14 protein-coding genes and 4 tRNA genes are annotated in these 18,316 nt (G+C 69.6%); 9 read left to right on the top strand and 9 right to left on the bottom strand.

Going from position 1 to position 18,316, the window contains the following annotated elements; genetic code table 11:
* Nucleotides 1-209 precede the first annotated feature (209 nt).
* From purS to purM, 7 genes are all read left to right on the top strand, one after another.
* Nucleotides 210-473 carry a phosphoribosylformylglycinamidine synthase subunit PurS gene (gene purS / locus ACZ56U_RS09165; protein WP_264928957.1) on the top strand — a complete coding sequence of 88 codons (264 nt, stop codon included), beginning with the start codon at nt 210-212 and terminating at the stop codon, nt 471-473.
* On the top strand, nt 470-1,150 hold the full coding sequence (gene purQ / locus ACZ56U_RS09170) for a phosphoribosylformylglycinamidine synthase subunit PurQ (protein WP_469083364.1): 681 nt from the start codon (nt 470-472) through the stop codon (nt 1,148-1,150). The genes purS and purQ overlap by 4 nt, the downstream gene beginning before the upstream one ends.
* Nucleotides 1,147-3,405 carry a phosphoribosylformylglycinamidine synthase subunit PurL gene (gene purL, locus ACZ56U_RS09175; RefSeq protein WP_469083365.1) on the top strand — a complete coding sequence of 753 codons (2,259 nt, stop codon included), beginning with the start codon at nt 1,147-1,149 and terminating at the stop codon, nt 3,403-3,405. Before purQ ends, purL begins: the two co-directional genes overlap by 4 nt.
* A gap of 125 nt (nt 3,406-3,530) precedes the next feature.
* The gene (locus ACZ56U_RS09180) at nt 3,531-4,328 is read left to right on the top strand and encodes a maleylpyruvate isomerase family mycothiol-dependent enzyme (RefSeq protein ID WP_469083366.1); all 798 of its coding nucleotides are present in this window, start codon (nt 3,531-3,533) and stop codon (nt 4,326-4,328) included.
* A 59-nt stretch (nt 4,329-4,387) separates the two neighbouring features.
* Nucleotides 4,388-4,831, top strand: a complete 444-nt coding sequence (locus tag ACZ56U_RS09185; protein WP_469083367.1) for an META domain-containing protein — start codon at nt 4,388-4,390, stop codon at nt 4,829-4,831.
* 161 nt (nt 4,832-4,992) lie between these two features.
* Complete coding sequence (gene purF, locus ACZ56U_RS09190; protein ID WP_398837021.1) at nt 4,993-6,522, top strand: amidophosphoribosyltransferase; 1,530 nt, start codon at nt 4,993-4,995, stop codon at nt 6,520-6,522.
* 41 nt (nt 6,523-6,563) lie between these two features.
* Nucleotides 6,564-7,631, top strand: a complete 1,068-nt coding sequence (gene purM / locus ACZ56U_RS09195; RefSeq protein ID WP_469083368.1) for a phosphoribosylformylglycinamidine cyclo-ligase — start codon at nt 6,564-6,566, stop codon at nt 7,629-7,631.
* Between the two features lie 75 nt (nt 7,632-7,706).
* On the opposite strand, the gene ACZ56U_RS09200 is transcribed toward purM, so the two are convergent.
* Together ACZ56U_RS09200 and ACZ56U_RS09205 are read right to left on the bottom strand one after the other, a co-directional pair.
* Nucleotides 7,707-7,964 carry a DUF3073 domain-containing protein gene (locus ACZ56U_RS09200; protein ID WP_391233627.1) on the bottom strand — a complete coding sequence of 86 codons (258 nt, stop codon included), beginning with the start codon at nt 7,962-7,964 and terminating at the stop codon, nt 7,707-7,709.
* A 299-nt stretch (nt 7,965-8,263) separates the two neighbouring features.
* Nucleotides 8,264-9,370, bottom strand: coding sequence for a Leu/Phe/Val dehydrogenase (locus ACZ56U_RS09205; RefSeq protein WP_469083369.1), 1,107 nt, complete (start codon nt 9,368-9,370; stop codon nt 8,264-8,266).
* A 222-nt stretch (nt 9,371-9,592) separates the two neighbouring features.
* Here ACZ56U_RS09205 and ACZ56U_RS09210 point away from each other — a divergent pair, with 222 nt between their 5' ends.
* Nucleotides 9,593-10,435, top strand: coding sequence for a DUF8083 family protein (locus ACZ56U_RS09210; RefSeq protein WP_469083370.1), 843 nt, complete (start codon nt 9,593-9,595; stop codon nt 10,433-10,435).
* Nucleotides 10,436-10,984: 549 nt separating this feature from the next.
* Nucleotides 10,985-11,191: a developmental transcriptional regulator BldC gene (gene bldC / locus ACZ56U_RS09215; protein ID WP_003949541.1), complete on the top strand. Its 207-nt coding sequence runs from the start codon at nt 10,985-10,987 to the stop codon at nt 11,189-11,191.
* A 473-nt stretch (nt 11,192-11,664) separates the two neighbouring features.
* Here bldC and ACZ56U_RS09220 read toward each other — a convergent pair whose 3' ends face one another.
* From ACZ56U_RS09220 to ACZ56U_RS09250, 7 genes are all read right to left on the bottom strand, one after another.
* Nucleotides 11,665-11,892 carry a DUF6274 family protein gene (locus ACZ56U_RS09220; protein WP_469083371.1) on the bottom strand — a complete coding sequence of 76 codons (228 nt, stop codon included), beginning with the start codon at nt 11,890-11,892 and terminating at the stop codon, nt 11,665-11,667.
* Between the two features lie 217 nt (nt 11,893-12,109).
* Nucleotides 12,110-12,184, bottom strand: a tRNA-Asp gene (locus ACZ56U_RS09225).
* A gap of 93 nt (nt 12,185-12,277) precedes the next feature.
* On the bottom strand, nt 12,278-16,237 hold the full coding sequence (hrpA, locus tag ACZ56U_RS09230) for an ATP-dependent RNA helicase HrpA (RefSeq protein WP_469083372.1): 3,960 nt from the start codon (nt 16,235-16,237) through the stop codon (nt 12,278-12,280).
* A gap of 95 nt (nt 16,238-16,332) precedes the next feature.
* Nucleotides 16,333-16,406: transfer RNA gene (locus ACZ56U_RS09235), tRNA-Phe, on the bottom strand.
* A gap of 24 nt (nt 16,407-16,430) precedes the next feature.
* Nucleotides 16,431-16,505: transfer RNA gene (locus tag ACZ56U_RS09240), tRNA-Asp, on the bottom strand.
* Nucleotides 16,506-16,543: 38 nt separating this feature from the next.
* A tRNA-Glu gene (locus tag ACZ56U_RS09245) sits at nt 16,544-16,616 on the bottom strand.
* 79 nt (nt 16,617-16,695) lie between these two features.
* Complete coding sequence (locus ACZ56U_RS09250; RefSeq protein ID WP_469083373.1) at nt 16,696-18,294, bottom strand: metallophosphoesterase family protein; 1,599 nt, start codon at nt 18,292-18,294, stop codon at nt 16,696-16,698.
* Nucleotides 18,295-18,316 lie beyond the last annotated feature (22 nt).

Raw genomic sequence — 18,316 nt, forward strand, 5'->3', positions numbered from 1 at the left:
AGGGTGGTGGTGCGAGACGGGTGGGCGCAATAGGTATCGGGTGTCGATCGGGGATCTTTCCCGGAAATTTTCGCGAACGCCCGGCCCGATACCAGATCGTGACGGTCGTCACGTAGTTTCCTACAAGTCGACGCGCGTAGAAATTTTGTGCGGGTAGTCTGAAACCACCTTGCAGGAACCTGCTCAGCACCACACCACCGGGAGTGCACGTGGCACGCGTCGTAGTCGACGTCATGCTCAAGCCGGAGATCCTCGACCCCCAGGGCCAGGCGGTGCAGCGCGCACTGCCGCGCCTGGGTTTCGAGGGCATCTCGGACGTACGTCAGGGAAAGCGATTCGAACTGGAAGTTGACGGACCGGTCGACGAGGCCGTCCTCGCCCGCATCCACGATCTTGCGGAATCCTTCCTCGCCAACACGGTGATCGAGGACTTCACCGTGAAGGTCGAAGAAGTCGCGGAGGCCGTGAAGTGACCGCTCGTATTGGCGTCGTCACTTTCCCGGGAAGTCTCGACGACCGGGACACCCAGCGCGCGATCCGCCTCGCGGGCGCCGAACCGGTCGCCCTCTGGCACAAGGACAAGGACCTCCACCAGGTGGACGCGGTCGTCCTTCCCGGCGGTTTCTCCTACGGCGACTATCTGCGGGCCGGCGCCATCTCCCGCTTCTCGCCGGTGATGGAGACGGTCATCGAGCAGGCGAAGGCGGGTCTGCCCGTCCTCGGCATCTGCAACGGCTTCCAGATCCTCACCGAGGCCCACCTCCTCCCGGGCGGGATGCTCGGCAACGACCACCTCCACTTCATCTGCCGCGACCAGAAGCTGCGGGTGGAGAACGCGGACACCGCCTGGACCGTCGACTACACGTCCGGCCAGGAGATCCACATCCCGCTGAAGAACATGGACGGCCGGTACGTCGCCGACGAGTACACGCTCGACCAGCTGGAGGCCGAGGGGCGGGTCGTCTTCCGCTACCTGGACGTCAACCCCAACGGCTCGCTCCGCGACATCGCCGGCATCACCAACGAGGCCGGCAACGTCGTAGGCCTCATGCCGCACCCGGAGCACGCCACCGAGCCGCTGATCGGTACCGGCCGTACCGACGGGCTCCCGTTCTTCACGTCGATCCTCAAGAAGCTGGTCAACGCATGAGCCGGACGCCTCTGGACACGGTCGAGCACGCGGCCGCGACCCCCGACGTCGAGCTGCCCTGGGCCGAACTCGGCCTGAAGAAGGACGAGTACGAGAGGGTCGTCGAGATCCTCGGGCGGCGGCCCACCGGTGCCGAGCTCGCCATGTACTCCGTCATGTGGTCCGAGCACTGCTCGTACAAGTCCTCCAAGGTCCACCTGCGCCAGTTCGGCGAGAAGGCCCCCGAGTCCGACGCCATGCTCGTCGGCATCGGCGAGAACGCGGGCGTGGTGGACGTCGGCCAGGGCTACGCCGTGACCTTCAAGGTCGAGTCGCACAACCACCCCTCCTACGTCGAGCCCTACCAGGGCGCGGCCACGGGCGTGGGCGGCATCGTGCGCGACATCATCGCGATGGGCGCGCGGCCGGTCGCGGTCGTGGACCCGCTGCGGTTCGGTGCCGCCGACCACCCCGACACCAAGCGCGTGCTCCCCGGTGTCGTCGCCGGCATCGGCGGCTACGGCAACTGCCTCGGTCTGCCCAACATCGGCGGCGAGGTCGTCTTCGACGCCTGCTACCAGGGCAACCCGCTGGTCAACGCCGGTGCCATCGGTGTGATGCGGCACGAGGACATCCACCTCGCGAAGGCGTCCGGCGCGGGCAACAAGGTCATCCTGTACGGGGCCCGGACCGGCGGCGACGGCATCGGCGGCGCGTCGATCCTGGCCTCCGAGACCTTCGACGACGCCAAGCCCTCGAAGCGCCCCGCGGTGCAGGTCGGCGACCCCTTCCAGGAGAAGCTCCTCATCGAGTGCACCCTGGAGGCCTTCAAGGAGAAGCTGGTCGTCGGCATCCAGGACCTCGGCGCGGCCGGTCTGTCCTGCGCCACCTCCGAGCTGGCCTCCAACGGCTCCGGCGGCATGCGCGTGACGCTGGACGACGTACCCCTGCGCGACTCCACGCTCTCGCCCGAGGAGATCCTCATGAGCGAGTCGCAGGAGCGCATGTGCGCGGTCGTGGAGCCGGAGAAGGTCGACCGGTTCCTGGAGATCTGCGACAAGTGGGACGTCATCGCCACCGTCATCGGTGAGGTCACCGACGGCGACCGGCTGGAGATCTACTGGCACGGCGGCAAGATCGTCGACGTCGACCCGCGCACGGTCGCGCACGACGGCCCGGTCTACGAGCGCCCCTACGCCCGCCCCTCCTGGCAGGACGAGCTCCAGGCCGACGACGCGAACAAGCTGCCCCGGCCTTCGTCGAGTGACGAGCTCAAGCAGCAGGTCCTCCAGCTGGTGAGCTCTCCCAACCAGGCCTCCAAGAAGTGGATCACCTCGCAGTACGACCACTTCGTGCAGGGCAACACGGTGCTGGCCCAGCCGGAGGACTCCGGCATGATCCGCATCGACGAGGAGACCGGCCTCGGGGTCGCCATCGCGACCGACGGCAACGGCCGTTACGCGAAGCTCGACCCGTACGCGGGCGCGCAGTTGGCGCTCTCGGAGGCCTACCGGAACGTGGCGACGACCGGTGCCAAGCCCCTCGCGGTCTCCGACTGCCTGAACTTCGGCTCGCCCGAGGACCCGGCCGTCATGTGGCAGTTCGCGGAGGCGGTCCGCGGACTGGCCGACGCCTGCCAGCAGTTGGGCACCCCGGTCACCGGCGGCAACGTCTCGCTGTACAACCAGACCGGCGAGGTCGCCATCCACCCGACCCCCGTGGTCGCGGTCCTCGGCGTCATCGACGACGTGGCCCGCCGCACGCCGGTCGCCTTCCAGGAGGAGGGCCAGCTGCTGTACCTCCTCGGTGACACCCGTGAGGAGTTCGGCGGCTCGGCCTGGTCCCAGGTCGTCCACGACCACCTCGGCGGTCTGCCGCCCAAGGTCGACCTGGAGCGCGAGCGGCTGCTCGCCGAGATCCTGATCTCCGCCTCCCGCGACGGCATGATCGACTCCGCGCACGACCTCTCCGACGGCGGCCTGATCCAGGCGGTCGTGGAGTCGGCACTGCTCGGCGGCAAGGGCGCCCGCCTGATCGTCCCGGACGGTCTGGACGCGTTCACGCTGCTGTTCTCGGAGTCGGCCGGCCGCGCGGTCGTCGCGGTCCCGCGCTCCGAGGAGGTCCGCTTCAACGACATGTGCGGCGCACGGGGACTGCCCGTCACCCGCATCGGTGTCGTGGACGGCGAGACGGTCGAGCTCCAGGGCGAGTTCGAGCTCACCCTGGAGGAGCTGCGCACGGCACACGAGGAGACCATCCCGGCGCTCCTCGCGTAGCCACCCGCACGCCCCGGAAGGCCCCGCCCGCCCCCACGGACGGGGTCTTCCGGCATCCCGGGCCCCACCGGCGCCCGAGGAGGGCAGGCGGCGAGGCAGGGGCCGGGAACCCTAGGCTGACCCCCATGCCCCCGGCCAAGAAGCGCACCCGCGCCTACGACCCCGCCAAGATCCGCACCGCGGTGCTCGCCCAGTTCCACCACGTGCGCCGAGCCGTGGGCACCCTCACCGACGAGCAGCTCGCCCGGCCCACCCGCCTCGGTGACTGGACCGTCCGGGACCTCGCCGCGCACCTCACCATGGCCGTGGAGACCGTCAGCCGGAACATCGACCGCGACGAGCCGGCCGAGCCGGGCCTGACCCTCCTGGAGTGGCCCTTCGCCACCGCCACCCGCGCCGAGGGCATCTCCGACGACACCCGCGCACTGGCCGCCGCCCACCCCGACCTCGTCGCCCTCTGTGCCGACACCGAGGAACGCCTCACCCGCAAGCTCGCCGAGACCCCCGGCGACCGCCTCCTGGGCACCCGCACCGGCGCCATGACCCTCGCCGATTACCTGGTCACCCGTACCGTCGAACTCGTCGTCCACACCGACGACCTCAACGCCGCGCTGCCCGGCCTCGACGTTCCCCACGACCGCCAGGCCCTCGCCGCCTGCACCCGCCTGCTGGCCGACGCGCTCGCCGCGAGGGCGCCGGGCGGCTCGACCGAGGTGCGGATCCCGCCGTACGCCGTCGTGCAGTGCGTCGAGGGGCCGCGGCACACCCGCGGCACCCCGCCGAACGTCGTCGAGACCGACCCGCTGACCTGGATCCGGCTCGCGACCGGCCGGGTGACGTGGCGGGAGGCCGTCGAGGACGCGAAGGTCAGCGCCAGCGGTGAGCGGGCGGACCTCGGCGGACTGCTGCCCCTCATGGGCTGAGCCGTCCCCCGGAAGAACCGGCGAGGGAACCCGTTCGGCGCCCCACCCGTCCCATCGGCATGGACACACAGCGACTGACCCTCGTCGTCCTGACCGTGCTCCCGCTCGCCGCGGCCTGCGGCTCCGAGACGGCGGGCAGCGGTTCGGTCGGCGCCGAGAAACCCGTCACCGGCGTCCACTGGAACGTCGACAGCGTCACCGTCGACGGCACCACCCACAAGGCGCCCACCGGGGCCGACGTGGAGATCGAGGACGGCAGGGCGGCCGGCAGCTACGGCTGCAACCACTTCAACGCCAAGGTCACCACCGCGGCGGACGGCACCATCCGGCTGAGCCGTGCCACGACCACCAGGATGGCCTGCGAGAAGCCCGTCATGACCTTCGAGCGGATCCTCGCCGGCACCCTCGTCGGCGGCCCCCTGAAGACCGCCGTCAGCGACGACCACCTCACGCTCACGACCGCGAGCGGAGACACCGTCCGCCTGACGGAGTCCACCGGCTGAGAGGTGTGCGGCACCTCACTCATCTCTGCGGAGAAGCTGGCGACACACCGCGCTGACCAGCGAAAACGAAAAATCCGCCAAAGCACTCGCCACCGGGGGAGTCACCAAAGGTCCGTATCCCCAATGCGGACCAGTGGCCGACCTCGCCTACACTCGGAAACGTGCCACGTGGTGACGGTCGACTCAATCATGATCTGCTCCCCGGCGAGAAGGGCCCCCAGGACGCTTGCGGCGTCTTCGGTGTCTGGGCTCCGGGTGAAGAGGTCGCCAAGCTCACTTACTTCGGGCTCTACGCCCTCCAGCATCGGGGCCAGGAATCCGCGGGAATCGCGGTCAGCAACGGCTCCCAGATCCTCGTCTTCAAGGACATGGGCCTCGTTTCCCAGGTCTTCGACGAAACCTCTCTCGGTTCCCTCCAGGGTCACATCGCGGTCGGTCACGCCCGCTACTCGACCACCGGAGCCTCCGTGTGGGAGAACGCCCAGCCGACGTTCCGTGCCACCGCGCACGGCTCGATCGCGCTCGGCCACAACGGCAACCTCGTCAACACGGCGCAGCTCGCCGAGATGGTCGCCGACCTCCCCAAGGACACCAACGGCCGCTCGACCCGGGTGGCCGCCACCAACGACACCGACCTGCTGACCGCGCTCCTCGCGGCCCAGGTCGACGAGGACGGCAAGCCGCTGACCATCGAGGAGGCGGCCCACCAGATCCTCCCGCAGGTCAAGGGCGCGTTCTCGCTCGTCTTCATGGACGAGCACACCCTGTACGCCGGTCGCGACCCGCAGGGCATCCGCCCGCTGGTCCTCGGCCGCCTGGAGCGCGGCTGGGTCGTCGCGTCGGAGTCCGCCGCCCTCGACATCTGCGGCGCCTCCTACGTCCGCGAGATCGAGCCGGGCGAGTTCGTCGCCATCGACGAGAACGGCCTGCGCACCTCCCGATTCGCGGAAGCGAAGCCCAAGGGCTGTGTCTTCGAGTACGTCTACCTGGCGCGCCCCGACACCGACATCGCCGGCCGCAACGTCTACCTCTCCCGGGTGGAGATGGGCCGCAAGCTCGCGAAGGAAGCCCCCGTCGAGGCCGACCTGGTCATAGCGACCCCGGAGTCCGGCACCCCGGCGGCGATCGGTTACGCGGAGGCCTCCGGCATCCCCTTCGGCGCGGGCCTGGTGAAGAACGCCTATGTGGGGCGTACGTTCATCCAGCCCTCCCAGACGATCCGGCAGCTCGGCATCCGGCTGAAGCTGAACCCGCTGAAGGAAGTCATCAAGGGCAAGCGCCTGGTCGTCGTCGACGACTCGATCGTGCGCGGCAACACCCAGCGCGCCCTGGTCCGCATGCTCCGCGAGGCGGGCGCCGCCGAGGTCCACATCCGGATCTCCTCCCCGCCCGTGAAGTGGCCCTGCTTCTTCGGCATCGACTTCGCCACCCGCGCCGAGCTCATCGCCAACGGCATGACGATCGACGAGATCGGCACCTCGCTGGGCGCCGACTCCCTGGCGTACATCTCCATCGACGGCATGATCGAGGCGACCACCATCGCCAAGCCGAACCTGTGCCGTGCCTGCTTCGACGGCGAGTACCCGATGGAGCTCCCGGACCCGGAACTGCTCGGCAAGCAGCTCCTGGAGACCGAGCTGGCCGCCGGTCCGGCGGCCACGGCAGCGGCCGACGCGATCCGTCGCCCGTAAGCCCGTCCTCTCTGCAGTACGACACGAAAGTTCTCACCGTCATGTCTGAGACAACTGGTGCCAGCTACGCAGCCGCGGGCGTCGACATCGAAGCGGGCGACCGCGCCGTAGAGCTGATGAAGGAGTGGGTGAAGAAGACCCAGCGCCCCGAGGTCCTCGGCGGCCTCGGCGGTTTCGCCGGTCTCTTCGACGCCTCCGCCCTCAAGCGCTACGAGCGCCCGCTGCTCGCCTCGGCGACCGACGGCGTGGGCACGAAGGTCGACATCGCGCGCCAGTTGGGCGTCTACGACACGATCGGCCACGACCTGGTCGCGATGGTCATGGACGACATCGTGGTGTGCGGCGCCGAGCCGCTGTTCATGACCGACTACATCTGCGTCGGCAAGGTCCACCCCGAGCGGGTCGCCGCGATCGTCAAGGGCATCGCCGAGGGCTGTGTGCTGGCCGGCTGCGCCCTGGTGGGCGGCGAGACGGCCGAGCACCCCGGTCTGCTCGGCGCGGACGACTTCGACGTCGCCGGCGCCGGTACGGGCGTCGTGGAGGCCGACCGGCTGCTGGGCCCGGATCGCATCCGTACGGGTGACGCGGTCATCGCCATGGCGGCGTCCGGTCTTCACTCGAACGGGTACTCGCTCGTCCGGCATGTGCTGCTGAACGAGGCGGGCCTGTCCCTGGACGCCCGGATCGACGAGCTCGGCCGCACCCTGGGCGAGGAACTCCTGGAGCCGACGAAGATCTACTCGCTGGACTGCCTGGCGCTCACCCGCACCACCGACGTGCACGCGTACAGCCATGTCACGGGCGGCGGCCTGGCCGCCAACCTGGCCCGGGTGATCCCGGACGGGCTGCACGCCATCGTCGACCGCTCCACCTGGACCCCGGCCCCGATCTTCGACCTCGTCGGCAGGACGGGTCAGGTCGAGCGTCTGGAGTTGGAGAAGACCCTCAACATGGGCGTGGGCATGATCGCCATCGTCCCGGAGGAGTCCGCCGACGTGGCGCTGAGGACCCTGGCCGACCGTGGGGTCGAGGCCTGGGTGGCCGGTGAGATCACCGACCGCGGCGACCACACCACGGGTGCGGAGCTGGTCGGCGACTACAGCGCCTGAGGTTCGCGCGGGGCAGCGCAAAACCCGGTCCGGTGGTGTGGACCACCCCGGACCGGGTCAAGCACAGCTGATGCGTCAAGCGCCGCGGCGATGTTGGGACGCGGGACCGGACTGGTCGTCCTCGTCCTCATCGTCGTCGTTGTAGAGATCCGCGTACTGGGAGTACGGGTCGTCTTCGTCCTCGTCGTCCTCGAACGGCTCGCCGTTCGGCGGCTGGCTCGAAGTCGAAGCGCCCAGCTCATTGGCCAGACGCGACAGATCAGTCCCGCCGCTGCTGTACTTCAGCTGGCGGGCGACCTTCGTCTGCTTGGCCTTTGCCCGGCCGCGCCCCATGGCTCGACCCCCTCGGATACGGGGCTCGGTGGCCCCAGAGTCTTGACACGCGTTCATGATCTGGAACGGGCTCTCCGCAGAGAGACCGGTCCGTAGGGCTCCCACGGTACCTGAGCCCACGCACATACGGTACGTCGCCCGCAGGACGCGGCTGCACCCACAACCCTCGGGGTGCCCTGTACCCGCTGGTCAACCGCGATTTTAACCACTTCTCGACGGCCGACCCGCCGACGAACGTGAGAGTTCTCTCCCAGTGCCCGTCGGCGGGTACCGGCCGCACCCCTACGGGCGCCGCCGGATCACCGGGCCCGGCGCGCCGCCGCCGCCTCGTGCATCCGCTGCTCGGCGATCCGGTCGGCCGCCGCGGCCGGCGGAATCCCGTCTTCCTTCGCACGTGCGAATATGGCGAGCGTGGTGTCGTAGATCTTCGCCGCCTTCGCCTTGCACCGCTCGAAGTCGAAGCCGTGCAGCTCGTCGGCGACCTGGATGACACCGCCCGCGTTCACCACGTAGTCCGGCGCGTAGAGGATCCCGCGGTCGGCGAGGTCCTTCTCCACGCCCGGGTGGGCGAGCTGGTTGTTGGCGGCGCCGCAGACCACCTTGGCGGTCAGCGCCGGGACGGTGTCGTCGTTGAGGGCGCCACCGAGCGCGCAGGGGGCGTAGATGTCGAGACCGCCGACCTCACTGCCGCGGATCAGGGTGGCGGTGTCGGCGACGGCCGTGACGCCCTCCGGGTGCGCGGCGAGGATGCGCCCGACGGCCTCCTCGCGCACGTCCGTGATCACGACCTCGGCGCCCTCGGCCCGCAGGTGCTCCACCAGGTGGTGGCCGACCTTCCCGACGCCGGCGACGCCGACCTTCCGGCCGGCCAGCGAAGGGCTGCCCCACAGGTGCTGGGCGGAGGCCCGCATGCCCTGGTAGACGCCGAAGGACGTGAGCACGGAGGAGTCCCCGGCGCCGCCGTTCTCGGGGGACCGCCCGGTCGTCCAGCGGCACTCGCGGGCGACGACGTCCATGTCGGCGACGTACGTACCGACGTCGCACGCGGTGACGTAGCGCCCGCCGAGGGAGGCCACGAACCGGCCGTAGGCGAGCAGCAGCTCCTCGGTCTTGACGGAGTCCGGGTCGCCGATGATCACGGCTTTGCCACCGCCGTGGTCGAGGCCCGCCATGGCGTTCTTGTACGACATCCCGCGCGAGAGGTTCAGGGCGTCGGCGACGGCCTCCTCCTCGGTCGCGTAGGGGTAGAACCGGGTGCCGCCGAGGGCGGGGCCCAGTGCGGTGGAGTGGAGGGCGATGACGGCCTTGAGGCCGCTGGCACGGTCCTGGCAGAGCACGACTTGCTCATGACCGCCCTGGTCCGAGTGGAACAGGGTGTGCAGGACGCCGGCTGATACGTTGGTCACTGTGGTGACTCCTGGGTAAGTAGCCGCTGTTGGGAGCAGCTCCCGTAGGGGTGGCGGGGGCTGTGAGCACGAGATTAGAGCCTGGCCGGCCCCGCCGACCTCGCCGTGCTCAGGATCACCCCCTCGCGGAGTACGCCCGTGCGACGATTTGCAGGGATTTCCGGCTCGTCCGTGAGCGGGTTCCGCAGGTTTTCCCGGCAGCGGGCGGGGGAGGGAGCAGGCGTGCCCAAGGTGTCCTCGGTGGTCGTCCCGTACGCGACCTATCTGCGCGTGTACGAGCCTCTGGCGGCCTTCCCGGAGCCGGAGCGCGGTCACTGGACGCGCTACGCCCGCCGCCCCGACCGCCCCTCGTACCAGGACGAACTGCGCCGGTCCCTGGCCGACTTGCTGCCCACCCCGCCGATCGCGGTGCCGGTGCACGAGAGCGGCGACGCGTTCGTGATCGACGTGGACGGGGTGGTCTGCGTCTGCCCCTGGCGGACCCGGCTGCGCGGCTGGCTGGCGCTCCAGGAGCTGGACGAGGAGCTGCCGGGGCCGGTCCTGGACGCGGTGCTGCCGGAGGTCGTACGACGCCAGGCGGCGCAGGACTACGAGCGGTGGCTGGTCCGCAACCCCGACGCCCGGCCCTGGATCCGCACCTCGACCTGGCAGGTCCCGCTGCACTGGTTCGTGCTGGTGGCGGACGAGGAGCGGGCCTTCGACAAGGGGTCCGGGGAGGATCCGCCGACGCTGCGCTACCGGACGCCGATGGTGCAGGCGCGGCGGCGGGTGGCGCGGGCCCTGCGGACGCTGAAGGACTCCGTCGACGAGGGGCCGCTCACCGACGGGCTGGTGGACGTGGGGCGTTGGCTGGAGGAGTTCCATCCGCGTTCGCACGTGGAACTGGACTACGGCGGTCTGGTGCACACCCTGCCGTCGGGGGAGCTGGAGGACGACCACTCGGCGGCCGACGTCGCCGCCGGCATCGAGGCGTTGCGGCTCGGGGACGGGGCGGCTGCGGGGGAGGCGTACGCGCGGCTCGTGGAGCGGTGGCGGTCGGTGCGGGACCGCCGCTCGGCGAACTGAGTGTGCTCCAGGTCACTTTGGTCACGGGCCGGTGCGGCTTCGATCACGAACTGACGTTTGACGAGACGCCCGTTTTGGGGTTTCGTCCTCGGTCAAGGAGTCACCAAGTTTCGCCTGATGCTCAACCAACAAGGGACGTAGGTCCCGATCCGGGCGTACGCCTCACAGAGTGTCAAGCGTGACGGACCGCACGTACCCGGCTCTTGCATCTCTTGCCCCTCCTCATGCCAAAATAGGACAAGGGGCCCGGGGGAGGTTCCGCTTTGGGGGGTCTGGTGACTCCTGATCGCCTCTGTGACTGATCGTCACAGTGGCGTGACTGTCCGCTATGGCATGGTCCATCGGCCTCTGTCGCCGATGAACGTCTGGGGGGCAATTCCATCGGTTTGGCCGACGCGGCTGGACAGATGGTGTAGTTGTAGTGCCGAGGACAAGCCGTTCGTCCTATAACCGACTCGACTCGCGTCCGCCATTTCGGGCAACGCGGGTCAAGGTGCAGAATTTAGAGGAATGAACCGAGAAGGTTCGGTTCTCCCGAGGAGGCCGCTCATGACCGCTCGCACCCCTGATGCCGAGCCGCTGCTGACCCCGGCTGAGGTCGCCACGATGTTCCGCGTCGACCCCAAGACGGTCACGCGGTGGGCGAAGGCTGGGAAGCTCACGTCCATCCGTACGCTCGGCGGGCACCGCCGCTACCGCGAGGCGGAGGTCCGTGCACTGCTCGCGGGCATCCCGCAGCAGCGCAGCGAGGCCTGAATCAACTGAATAACGGACAAACCGGTAGGTCCCCCAACGTGCCGCGGCGTCCGTGACCCAAGCTCCAAGCGACGCGGGTTCTGCCCCAACAGGACCCACGCCCAAGCTCATCCAAGAACTTCACAGGGTGCGTCGTTGATCGCGCTGGACTCCGCCGAGTCCAGCGCGATCTTTTTTGTGCGCGGAAGGGGCCCTTGTACACGGCGCTGTGGGCGGGCTTGTCGGAGTCTGGGGAGGGGTGTCGGATCTCCTGTGGACCATCGCGGACGTACCGACGGGTCGGCCTGCGGGCTGGTGCAATTGCACATATTAAATTGACCAGTTGTAGGCGAGTCGTAAGTACCGCAGTTTCAGAAACTCATGCGGTGACACCCGTCACACGCCAGGGTCCTTGTTGCCTCTGGCGCAGGTGCGCTAGAGGAGGCGCTTGTTCCACCGTCCCACGCCCGCACGGGTGTTGGGGCCGCCGTTGGTCACGCGTCGGCGGGACTTTGGTCCTCGACGGCCTCCTCGGCCGTCTCGCCGGCCCGGGAGGCGGAGGGGGTGGTGGGGGCGGTGGGGGCGGTGGGGGCGGAGTCCAGGGCGAGCCGCAGGAGCTGGTGGCAGATGGGGCAGTGCCGCGTCAGATGGCGATAGGAGGAAGCGGCCGCCAGATGCGCACGGAGCAGCGCCCGCGTCTCGTGCCTAGCCGAAGCCGCCATGCGCCACCTCCAGGAGGCCGCCCCGGAAACGGCCCTGGCTTCTGGAGTACCGAGCGAATGTCGTGCCGTCAAGACGGCCTGGGGCGCCCGCGGGTGCCACGGCCGGGTGCGTTCACCGCGCGGAGGCGCACCGGGGCGCGCCGGGCTAACCCTTGCGCACCAAGGCGCATCGGGCACGAAGAAGAGCCCGGATCCGAAGATCCGGGCTCTTTTACTGCGGTCCTGACGGGATTTGAACCCGCGGCCTCCACCTTGACAGGGTGGCGAGCACTCCAAACTGCTCCACAGGACCAGGTTTCGCAGTGCGATTCGTGCGTTGCGCTGCGAGAAGGACTGTACAGGAGGGGGAGCCCCCTGCGCGAACTCACCCAGGGTGCGGGGTCCGTCACGGTGCGGCGGCGTCGATGGCCTTCACGATCCGCTTGTCCGAGACGGGGTGCGCGGTGCCCAGCGCGTGCGCGAAATAGCTGACCCGGAGCTCCTCGATCATCCAGCGGATGTCCAGGACCGACGCGGGCACCGGACGGCCCTTCGGCAGCTGCTCCAGCAGCCACGCGAACTCGTCCTGCATCTCGTGGACCTTCTCCATGCGCGTGGTGTCCCGCTGGACGTTGGTCGGCATCTGCTGGAGCCGCCGGTCCGCCGCTACCAGGTACCGCATCAGGTCCGGCAGCCGCCGCAGCCCCGCCTCCGTGACGAAGCCGGGCTTCACGAGGGCGTCCAGCTGCCTGCGCACGTCCGTCAGGTTCGCCAGCAGCGCGGGGCTCCGTACGGCCTTCAGACGGCGCTCACAGGCCTGCCAGGCGGCCAGCACCTGCTGCACCTGGCCCACCGTACGGACCGTCATGTCGACGATCTCGGCGCGCACCTTGTCGTAGAGCTTCCGGTACGACTCCTCGTCCCACGCGGGCCCCCCGAAGTCGGCGATCAGCCGGTCCGCCGCCGCCATCGCGCAGTCGTCGAAGAGCGCCTGGATCGTGCCGTGGGGATTCGCCGAGAGGGCCAGCTTCTGGGGGTTCGTCAGCTTGTCCGAGGCGAACTTCCCCGGGTTCACCGGGATGTTGCGCAGGATCAGCCGGCGGGTGCCCTTCCACATCGCCTCGGCCTGTTCCGCCTCCGTGTCGAAGAGGCGCACGGAGACCGTGTCGCCGTCGTCGACCAGCGCCGGGTACGCCTTCACCGGCTGCCCCGCGCGCCGTGTCTCGAAGACCCGCGTCAGCGTGCCGATCGTCCAGTCCGTCAGGCCCTTGCGTTCCAGGGACTCGCCGCCCTGGCGCTCGGCGGTGGCGGCGGCGGCCTGGGAGAGGGCCTTGCGTGCCTTGGGCTTCAGCTGGAGTTTCAGCGCCTCCAGGTCCTTGTCCTCGGCGATCTTGCGGCGCCGCTCGTCGACGATCCGGAAGGTGATGCGCAGGTGGTCCGGGACCTTCGACCAGTCGAAGTCCTCGGCCTCGAAGGGCACCCCGACCATCCGCTTCAGCTCGCGGGCCATCGTGAGGGTCAGGGGCTCCTGGAGCGGCACCGCCGTGGCCAGGAAGCGCTGCGCGAAGTTCGGTGCCGGCACGTAGTTGCGGCGGATCGGCTTGGGCAGGGACCGGATCAGCTCGGTCACGACCTCTTCCCGGAGCCCGGGGATCTGCCAGTCGAAGCCCTCGTCGGTGACCTGGTTCAGCACCTGGAGCGGGATGTGGACCGTCACACCGTCCGCGTCCGCGCCCGGCTCGAACTGGTACGTCACCCGGAACTTCAGCTGTCCCTGCCGCCACGAGTCCGGATAGTCGGCCTTGGTGACCGCCTCCGCCGACTCGCGGATGAGCATCTCCCGCTCGAAGTCCAGGAAATCCGGCTGCTCGTGCCGCTTGTGCTTCCACCAGGAGTCGAAGTGGGCGCCGGAGACGACGTGTTCGGGCACCCGCTGGTCGTAGAAGTCGAAGAGGGTGTCGTCGTCGACCACGATGTCCCGGCGCCGTGCCCGGTGCTCCAACTCCTCGACCTCGCTGAGGAGTCTGCGGTTGTCGGCGAAGAACTTGTGGTGGGTGCGCCAGTCGCCCTCGACGAGCGCGTTGCGGATGAACAGCTCGCGGGAGGCCTCCGGGTCGATCCGGCCGTAGTTGACCTTCCGCTGGGCGACGATCGGCACGCCGTACAGCGTGACCTTCTCGTACGCCATCACGGCCGCCTGGTCCTTCTCCCAGTGCGGTTCGGAGTACGTCCGCTTCAGCAGGTGCTCGGCGAGCGGCTCGACCCACTCCGGCTCGATCTTCGCGTTGACGCGGGCCCACAGCCGCGACGTCTCCACCAGCTCCGCCGACATGACGAAACGCGGCTGCTTCTTGAACAGGGCCGAGCCGGGGAAGATCGCGAACTTGGCGCTCCGGGCGCCGAGATACTCGTTCTTGTTGCCGTCCTTCACGTCCTTCATGCCGACGTGCGAGAGCAGACCGGCGAGGAGGGAGACGTGGACGGACTGGTCGGCCGCGTCCTCCTCGTTGAGGTGGATGCCCATCTGCTTGGCGACCGTGCGCAGTTGGGAGTAGATGTCCTGCCATTCGCGGATGCGCAGGAAGTTCAGGTACTCCTGCTTGCACATCCGGCGGAAGGACGACGAGCCGCGCTCCTTCTGCTGCTCACGGACATAGCGCCACAGGTTGAGGTAGGCGAGGAAATCGCTCGTCTCGTCCTTGAAGCGGGCGTGCTGCTGGTCGGCCTGGGTCTGCTTGTCGGCGGGCCGTTCGCGCGGGTCCTGGATGGAGAGCGCGGCGGCTATGACCATGACCTCGCGGGCACAGCCGTTCTTGTCGGCCTCCAGGACCATGCGCGCCAGGCGCGGGTCGACGGGCAGCTGGGCGAGCTTGCGGCCGGTGTCGGTGAGCCGCTTGCGGACGTCCTTCTGCGCCGGGTCCAACGCGCCGAGTTCCTGGAGGAGTTGGACGCCATCGCGGATGTTGCGGTGGTCCGGCGGGTCGATGAAGGGGAACTTCTCGATGTCGCCGAGGCCGGCCGCGGTCATCTGGAGGATGACGGAGGCGAGGTTGGTGCGGAGGATCTCCGCGTCCGTGAACTCGGGGCGCGCCTCGAAGTCCTCCTCGCTGTACAGGCGGATGCAGATGCCGTCCGAGGTACGGCCGCAGCGGCCCTTGCGCTGGTTGGCGCTGGCCTGCGAGACCGGCTCGATGGGGAGCCGCTGGACCTTGGTGCGGTGGCTGTAGCGGCTGATCCGGGCGAAGCCGGGGTCGATGACGTACTTGATGCCCGGGACGGTCAGCGAGGTCTCGGCGACGTTGGTTGCCAGAACGATCCTGCGTCCGGTGTGCGGCTGGAAGACGCGGTGCTGCTCGGCGTGCGAGAGCCGGGCGTACAGGGGCAGGACCTCGGTGAAGCGGTAGTTCTTCTTCACCAGGGCGTCGGCGGTGTCCCGGATCTCCCGCTCACCGGAGAGGAAGACGAGGATGTCTCCCTTGCCCTCGCCCTGGAGCTCCTCCACGGCGTCGCAGATCGCGGTGATCTGGTCGCGGTCGGCGTCGTCCGAGTCCTCTTCCAGCAGGGGCCGGTAGCGCACCTCCACCGGGTACGTGCGGCCGCTGACCTCGACGATCGGGGCGTCCCCGAAGTGCCGGGAGAACCGCTCGGGGTCGATGGTCGCCGAGGTGATGACGACCTTGAGGTCGGGGCGCTTCGGCAGCAGCTGGGCGAGATAGCCGAGCAGGAAGTCGATGTTGAGGGACCGCTCGTGGGCCTCGTCGATGATGATCGTGTCGTAGGCGCGCAGCTCGCGGTCGGTCTGGATCTCGGCGAGCAGGATGCCGTCCGTCATCAGCTTGACGAAGGTCGCCTCCGGGTTCACCTGGTCGGTGAACCGCACCTTCCAGCCGACGGCCTGGCCGAGCGGGGTGTCCAGCTCCTCGGCGACCCGCTCGGCGACGGTACGGGCGGCGATCCGGCGGGGCTGGGTGTGCCCGATCATGCCCTTGACGCCCCGGCCGAGCTCCAGGCAGATCTTCGGGATCTGGGTGGTCTTGCCGGAACCGGTCTCACCGGCCACGATCACGACCTGGTGATCGCGGATGGCGGCCGCGATGTCGTCCTTCTTCTGGCTGACCGGGAGCTGCTCGGGATACGACACGGCGGGCACGCGGGCCCGGCGGGCGCCCACCCGCTCCTCCCCCTTGCCGACCTCCGCCTCGATCTCGGCCAGCACGGCGGACCGCGCCTCCGGCTTGCGGATCTTGCGCGCGCCTTCGAGCCTGCGCCCGAGCCGGTGCGCGTCACGCAGGGAGAGCTCGGTCAGGCGGGCGGCGAGGTCCGCGAGGGCGGGGGCGCCGGGGGCGGGGGCAGGGTGCGTAGACATACGCGATCCAGGATCTCATCCCGGGGAAATTACTGGCGAACGGTTTTGCCCCGGCATACAACTAGACCCCGATCCGAAGATCGGGGTCTGTGCTGTGGCTGGGGCCGGGGTCGAACCGGCGACCTATCGCTTTTCAGGCGATCGCTCGTACCAACTGAGCTACCCAGCCACGAGGTTTCCGGGGAAACCTCAGCGGTCCTGACGGGATTTGAACCCGCGGCCTCCACCTTGACAGGGTGGCGAGCACTCCAAACTGCTCCACAGGACCAAGCTGTGTGCGCGAACAGTCTCGCACACGGTGTTGCGTGCCCCCAACGGGATTCGAACCCGTGCTACCGCCTTGAAAGGGCGGCGTCCTAGGCCGCTAGACGATGAGGGCTATCGGCCCGCCTTGCGCTTCGCAGCGCGTCGGGGACGTGAGAAGCATATGGGATGCCGGGAGGTATCGCCAAAACGGTTTAGGGAGCGCTCGGTGAGGGGGTGGACGGCGGGGTCGGGGAGGACGGCCGCGGGGTGGGCGCCGGCGTCGGGGTGGCCCCGGGCTGGTTCTCCTCCGGCAGGTGGCGGCTGACCTCGGCCGTCGTCAGGCCGAGCCCACCGAGCCTGATCTCGTCCCAGGCCTGGAGGCGCCGGGAGTCACGGTCGAGGTAGAGGATCGAGGCCTCGATGGGATCCGGGTACTTCCCCTCGACGGCGCGCAGACCGCTGCCGCCGGTGGAGCCCTCGACGCGCAGCCGGGTGCCGAGGCGCATGACCTCCATCTCCCGGTGGTGCAGATGCCCGGAGAGCACCAGCGGCACCGATCCGTCGACCTCCCGCGCGGCCGACGGCTCGTGCGCGACGGCCACGTCGACCGGCTTCCCGGCGGTCGTGTAGTCGCGCAGGGCGGCGGCGAGCCGGGCGCCCGCGGCCTCCTGGGACTCCTCGGGGCCGGGCTTCTCGCTGCGGTCGGGGGTGTACTGGGGGTCGCCGATCCCGGCGAAGCGCAGGCCCGCGACGGTCTGTGCGCGGCCGTCGTCGAGGACGTGCACGTTCTTCAGGCCCTCCAGGTAGCGCTGGGTGATCCGGGAGTCGTGGTTGCCCCGCACCCACACGTACGGCGCCCCGAGGTCCTGGACGGGATCGAGGAAGCCGTTCTCGGCGGCCGTGCCGTGGTCCATGGTGTCGCCGGAGTCGACGATGACGTTCACCTGGTACTGCTCCACCAGCGAGGCGATGATCTTCCAGCTCGCCGGGTTCAGATGGATGTCGGAGACGTGCAGGACGCGGATGGTGGTCGGGTCGGGCGCGTAGGCGGGGAGCGTGGAGGTGACGTCGTAGAGCTTCGTCACGTTGGTGACGAGGCGGGCCAGTTCCCGCTGGTAGACGTCGAACTCGGTGACGATGTTGCGGGCGTTGCCGACCAGGGACGGGGCCGAGGAGAGCAGTCCGGAGAACCTCGGCTCCAGGACGGAGTCGGGGTTCCAGGTGGCGTACGCCGTCCCGCCGGACGCGGCCAGCAGGCCGAGGGCGAGACCGCCGGCGGCGAGGGCGCGGCGGGGGCGGCGGTAGACGGCGAGGCCGAGGGCGGTGGCCCCGCCGACGACGGCGACGCAGGACCGTACGGCCAGGTCGAGGGTGCCGTGCTCGACGTCCTCGGCGACCTCCTCCTGGAGGCCCGAGATGCGCTCGGGGTGGTCGACCAGGGCCTGGGAGCGGGCCGGGTCGAGCTGGTCGACGTTGACGTCCAGGCGGACGGGGGCGTGGTGGCTGTCCAGTTGGAGGGCGCCGAGCGGGGAGACGTTGATCTTCGTGCCGCCGGTGAAGGACGGGCGCAGGGTCATCGTCGTGTTCATGGGCCCGACCGGGGTGCGGACGTTGCCGACGATCAGCAGGCCCAGCCACGCCCCGAGCAGGACGACGGCCACCAGACCGAGGGCCCGGGTCCAGGGGTGCGGCTGGTGGACGAGTTCGAGGGTCGGCGGCGGGCGCCGGGTGCGGTAGTGCCGGGCGAGGGCGCGGGGGGAGCGGCGGACACGGGCCAGGACGTTCAGGACTGCGGCGGGGACGCGGGCCATTGGTCCCCTATGCCCAGGTGCG

This window comes from Streptomyces sp. NPDC034103 (assembly GCF_055575395.1).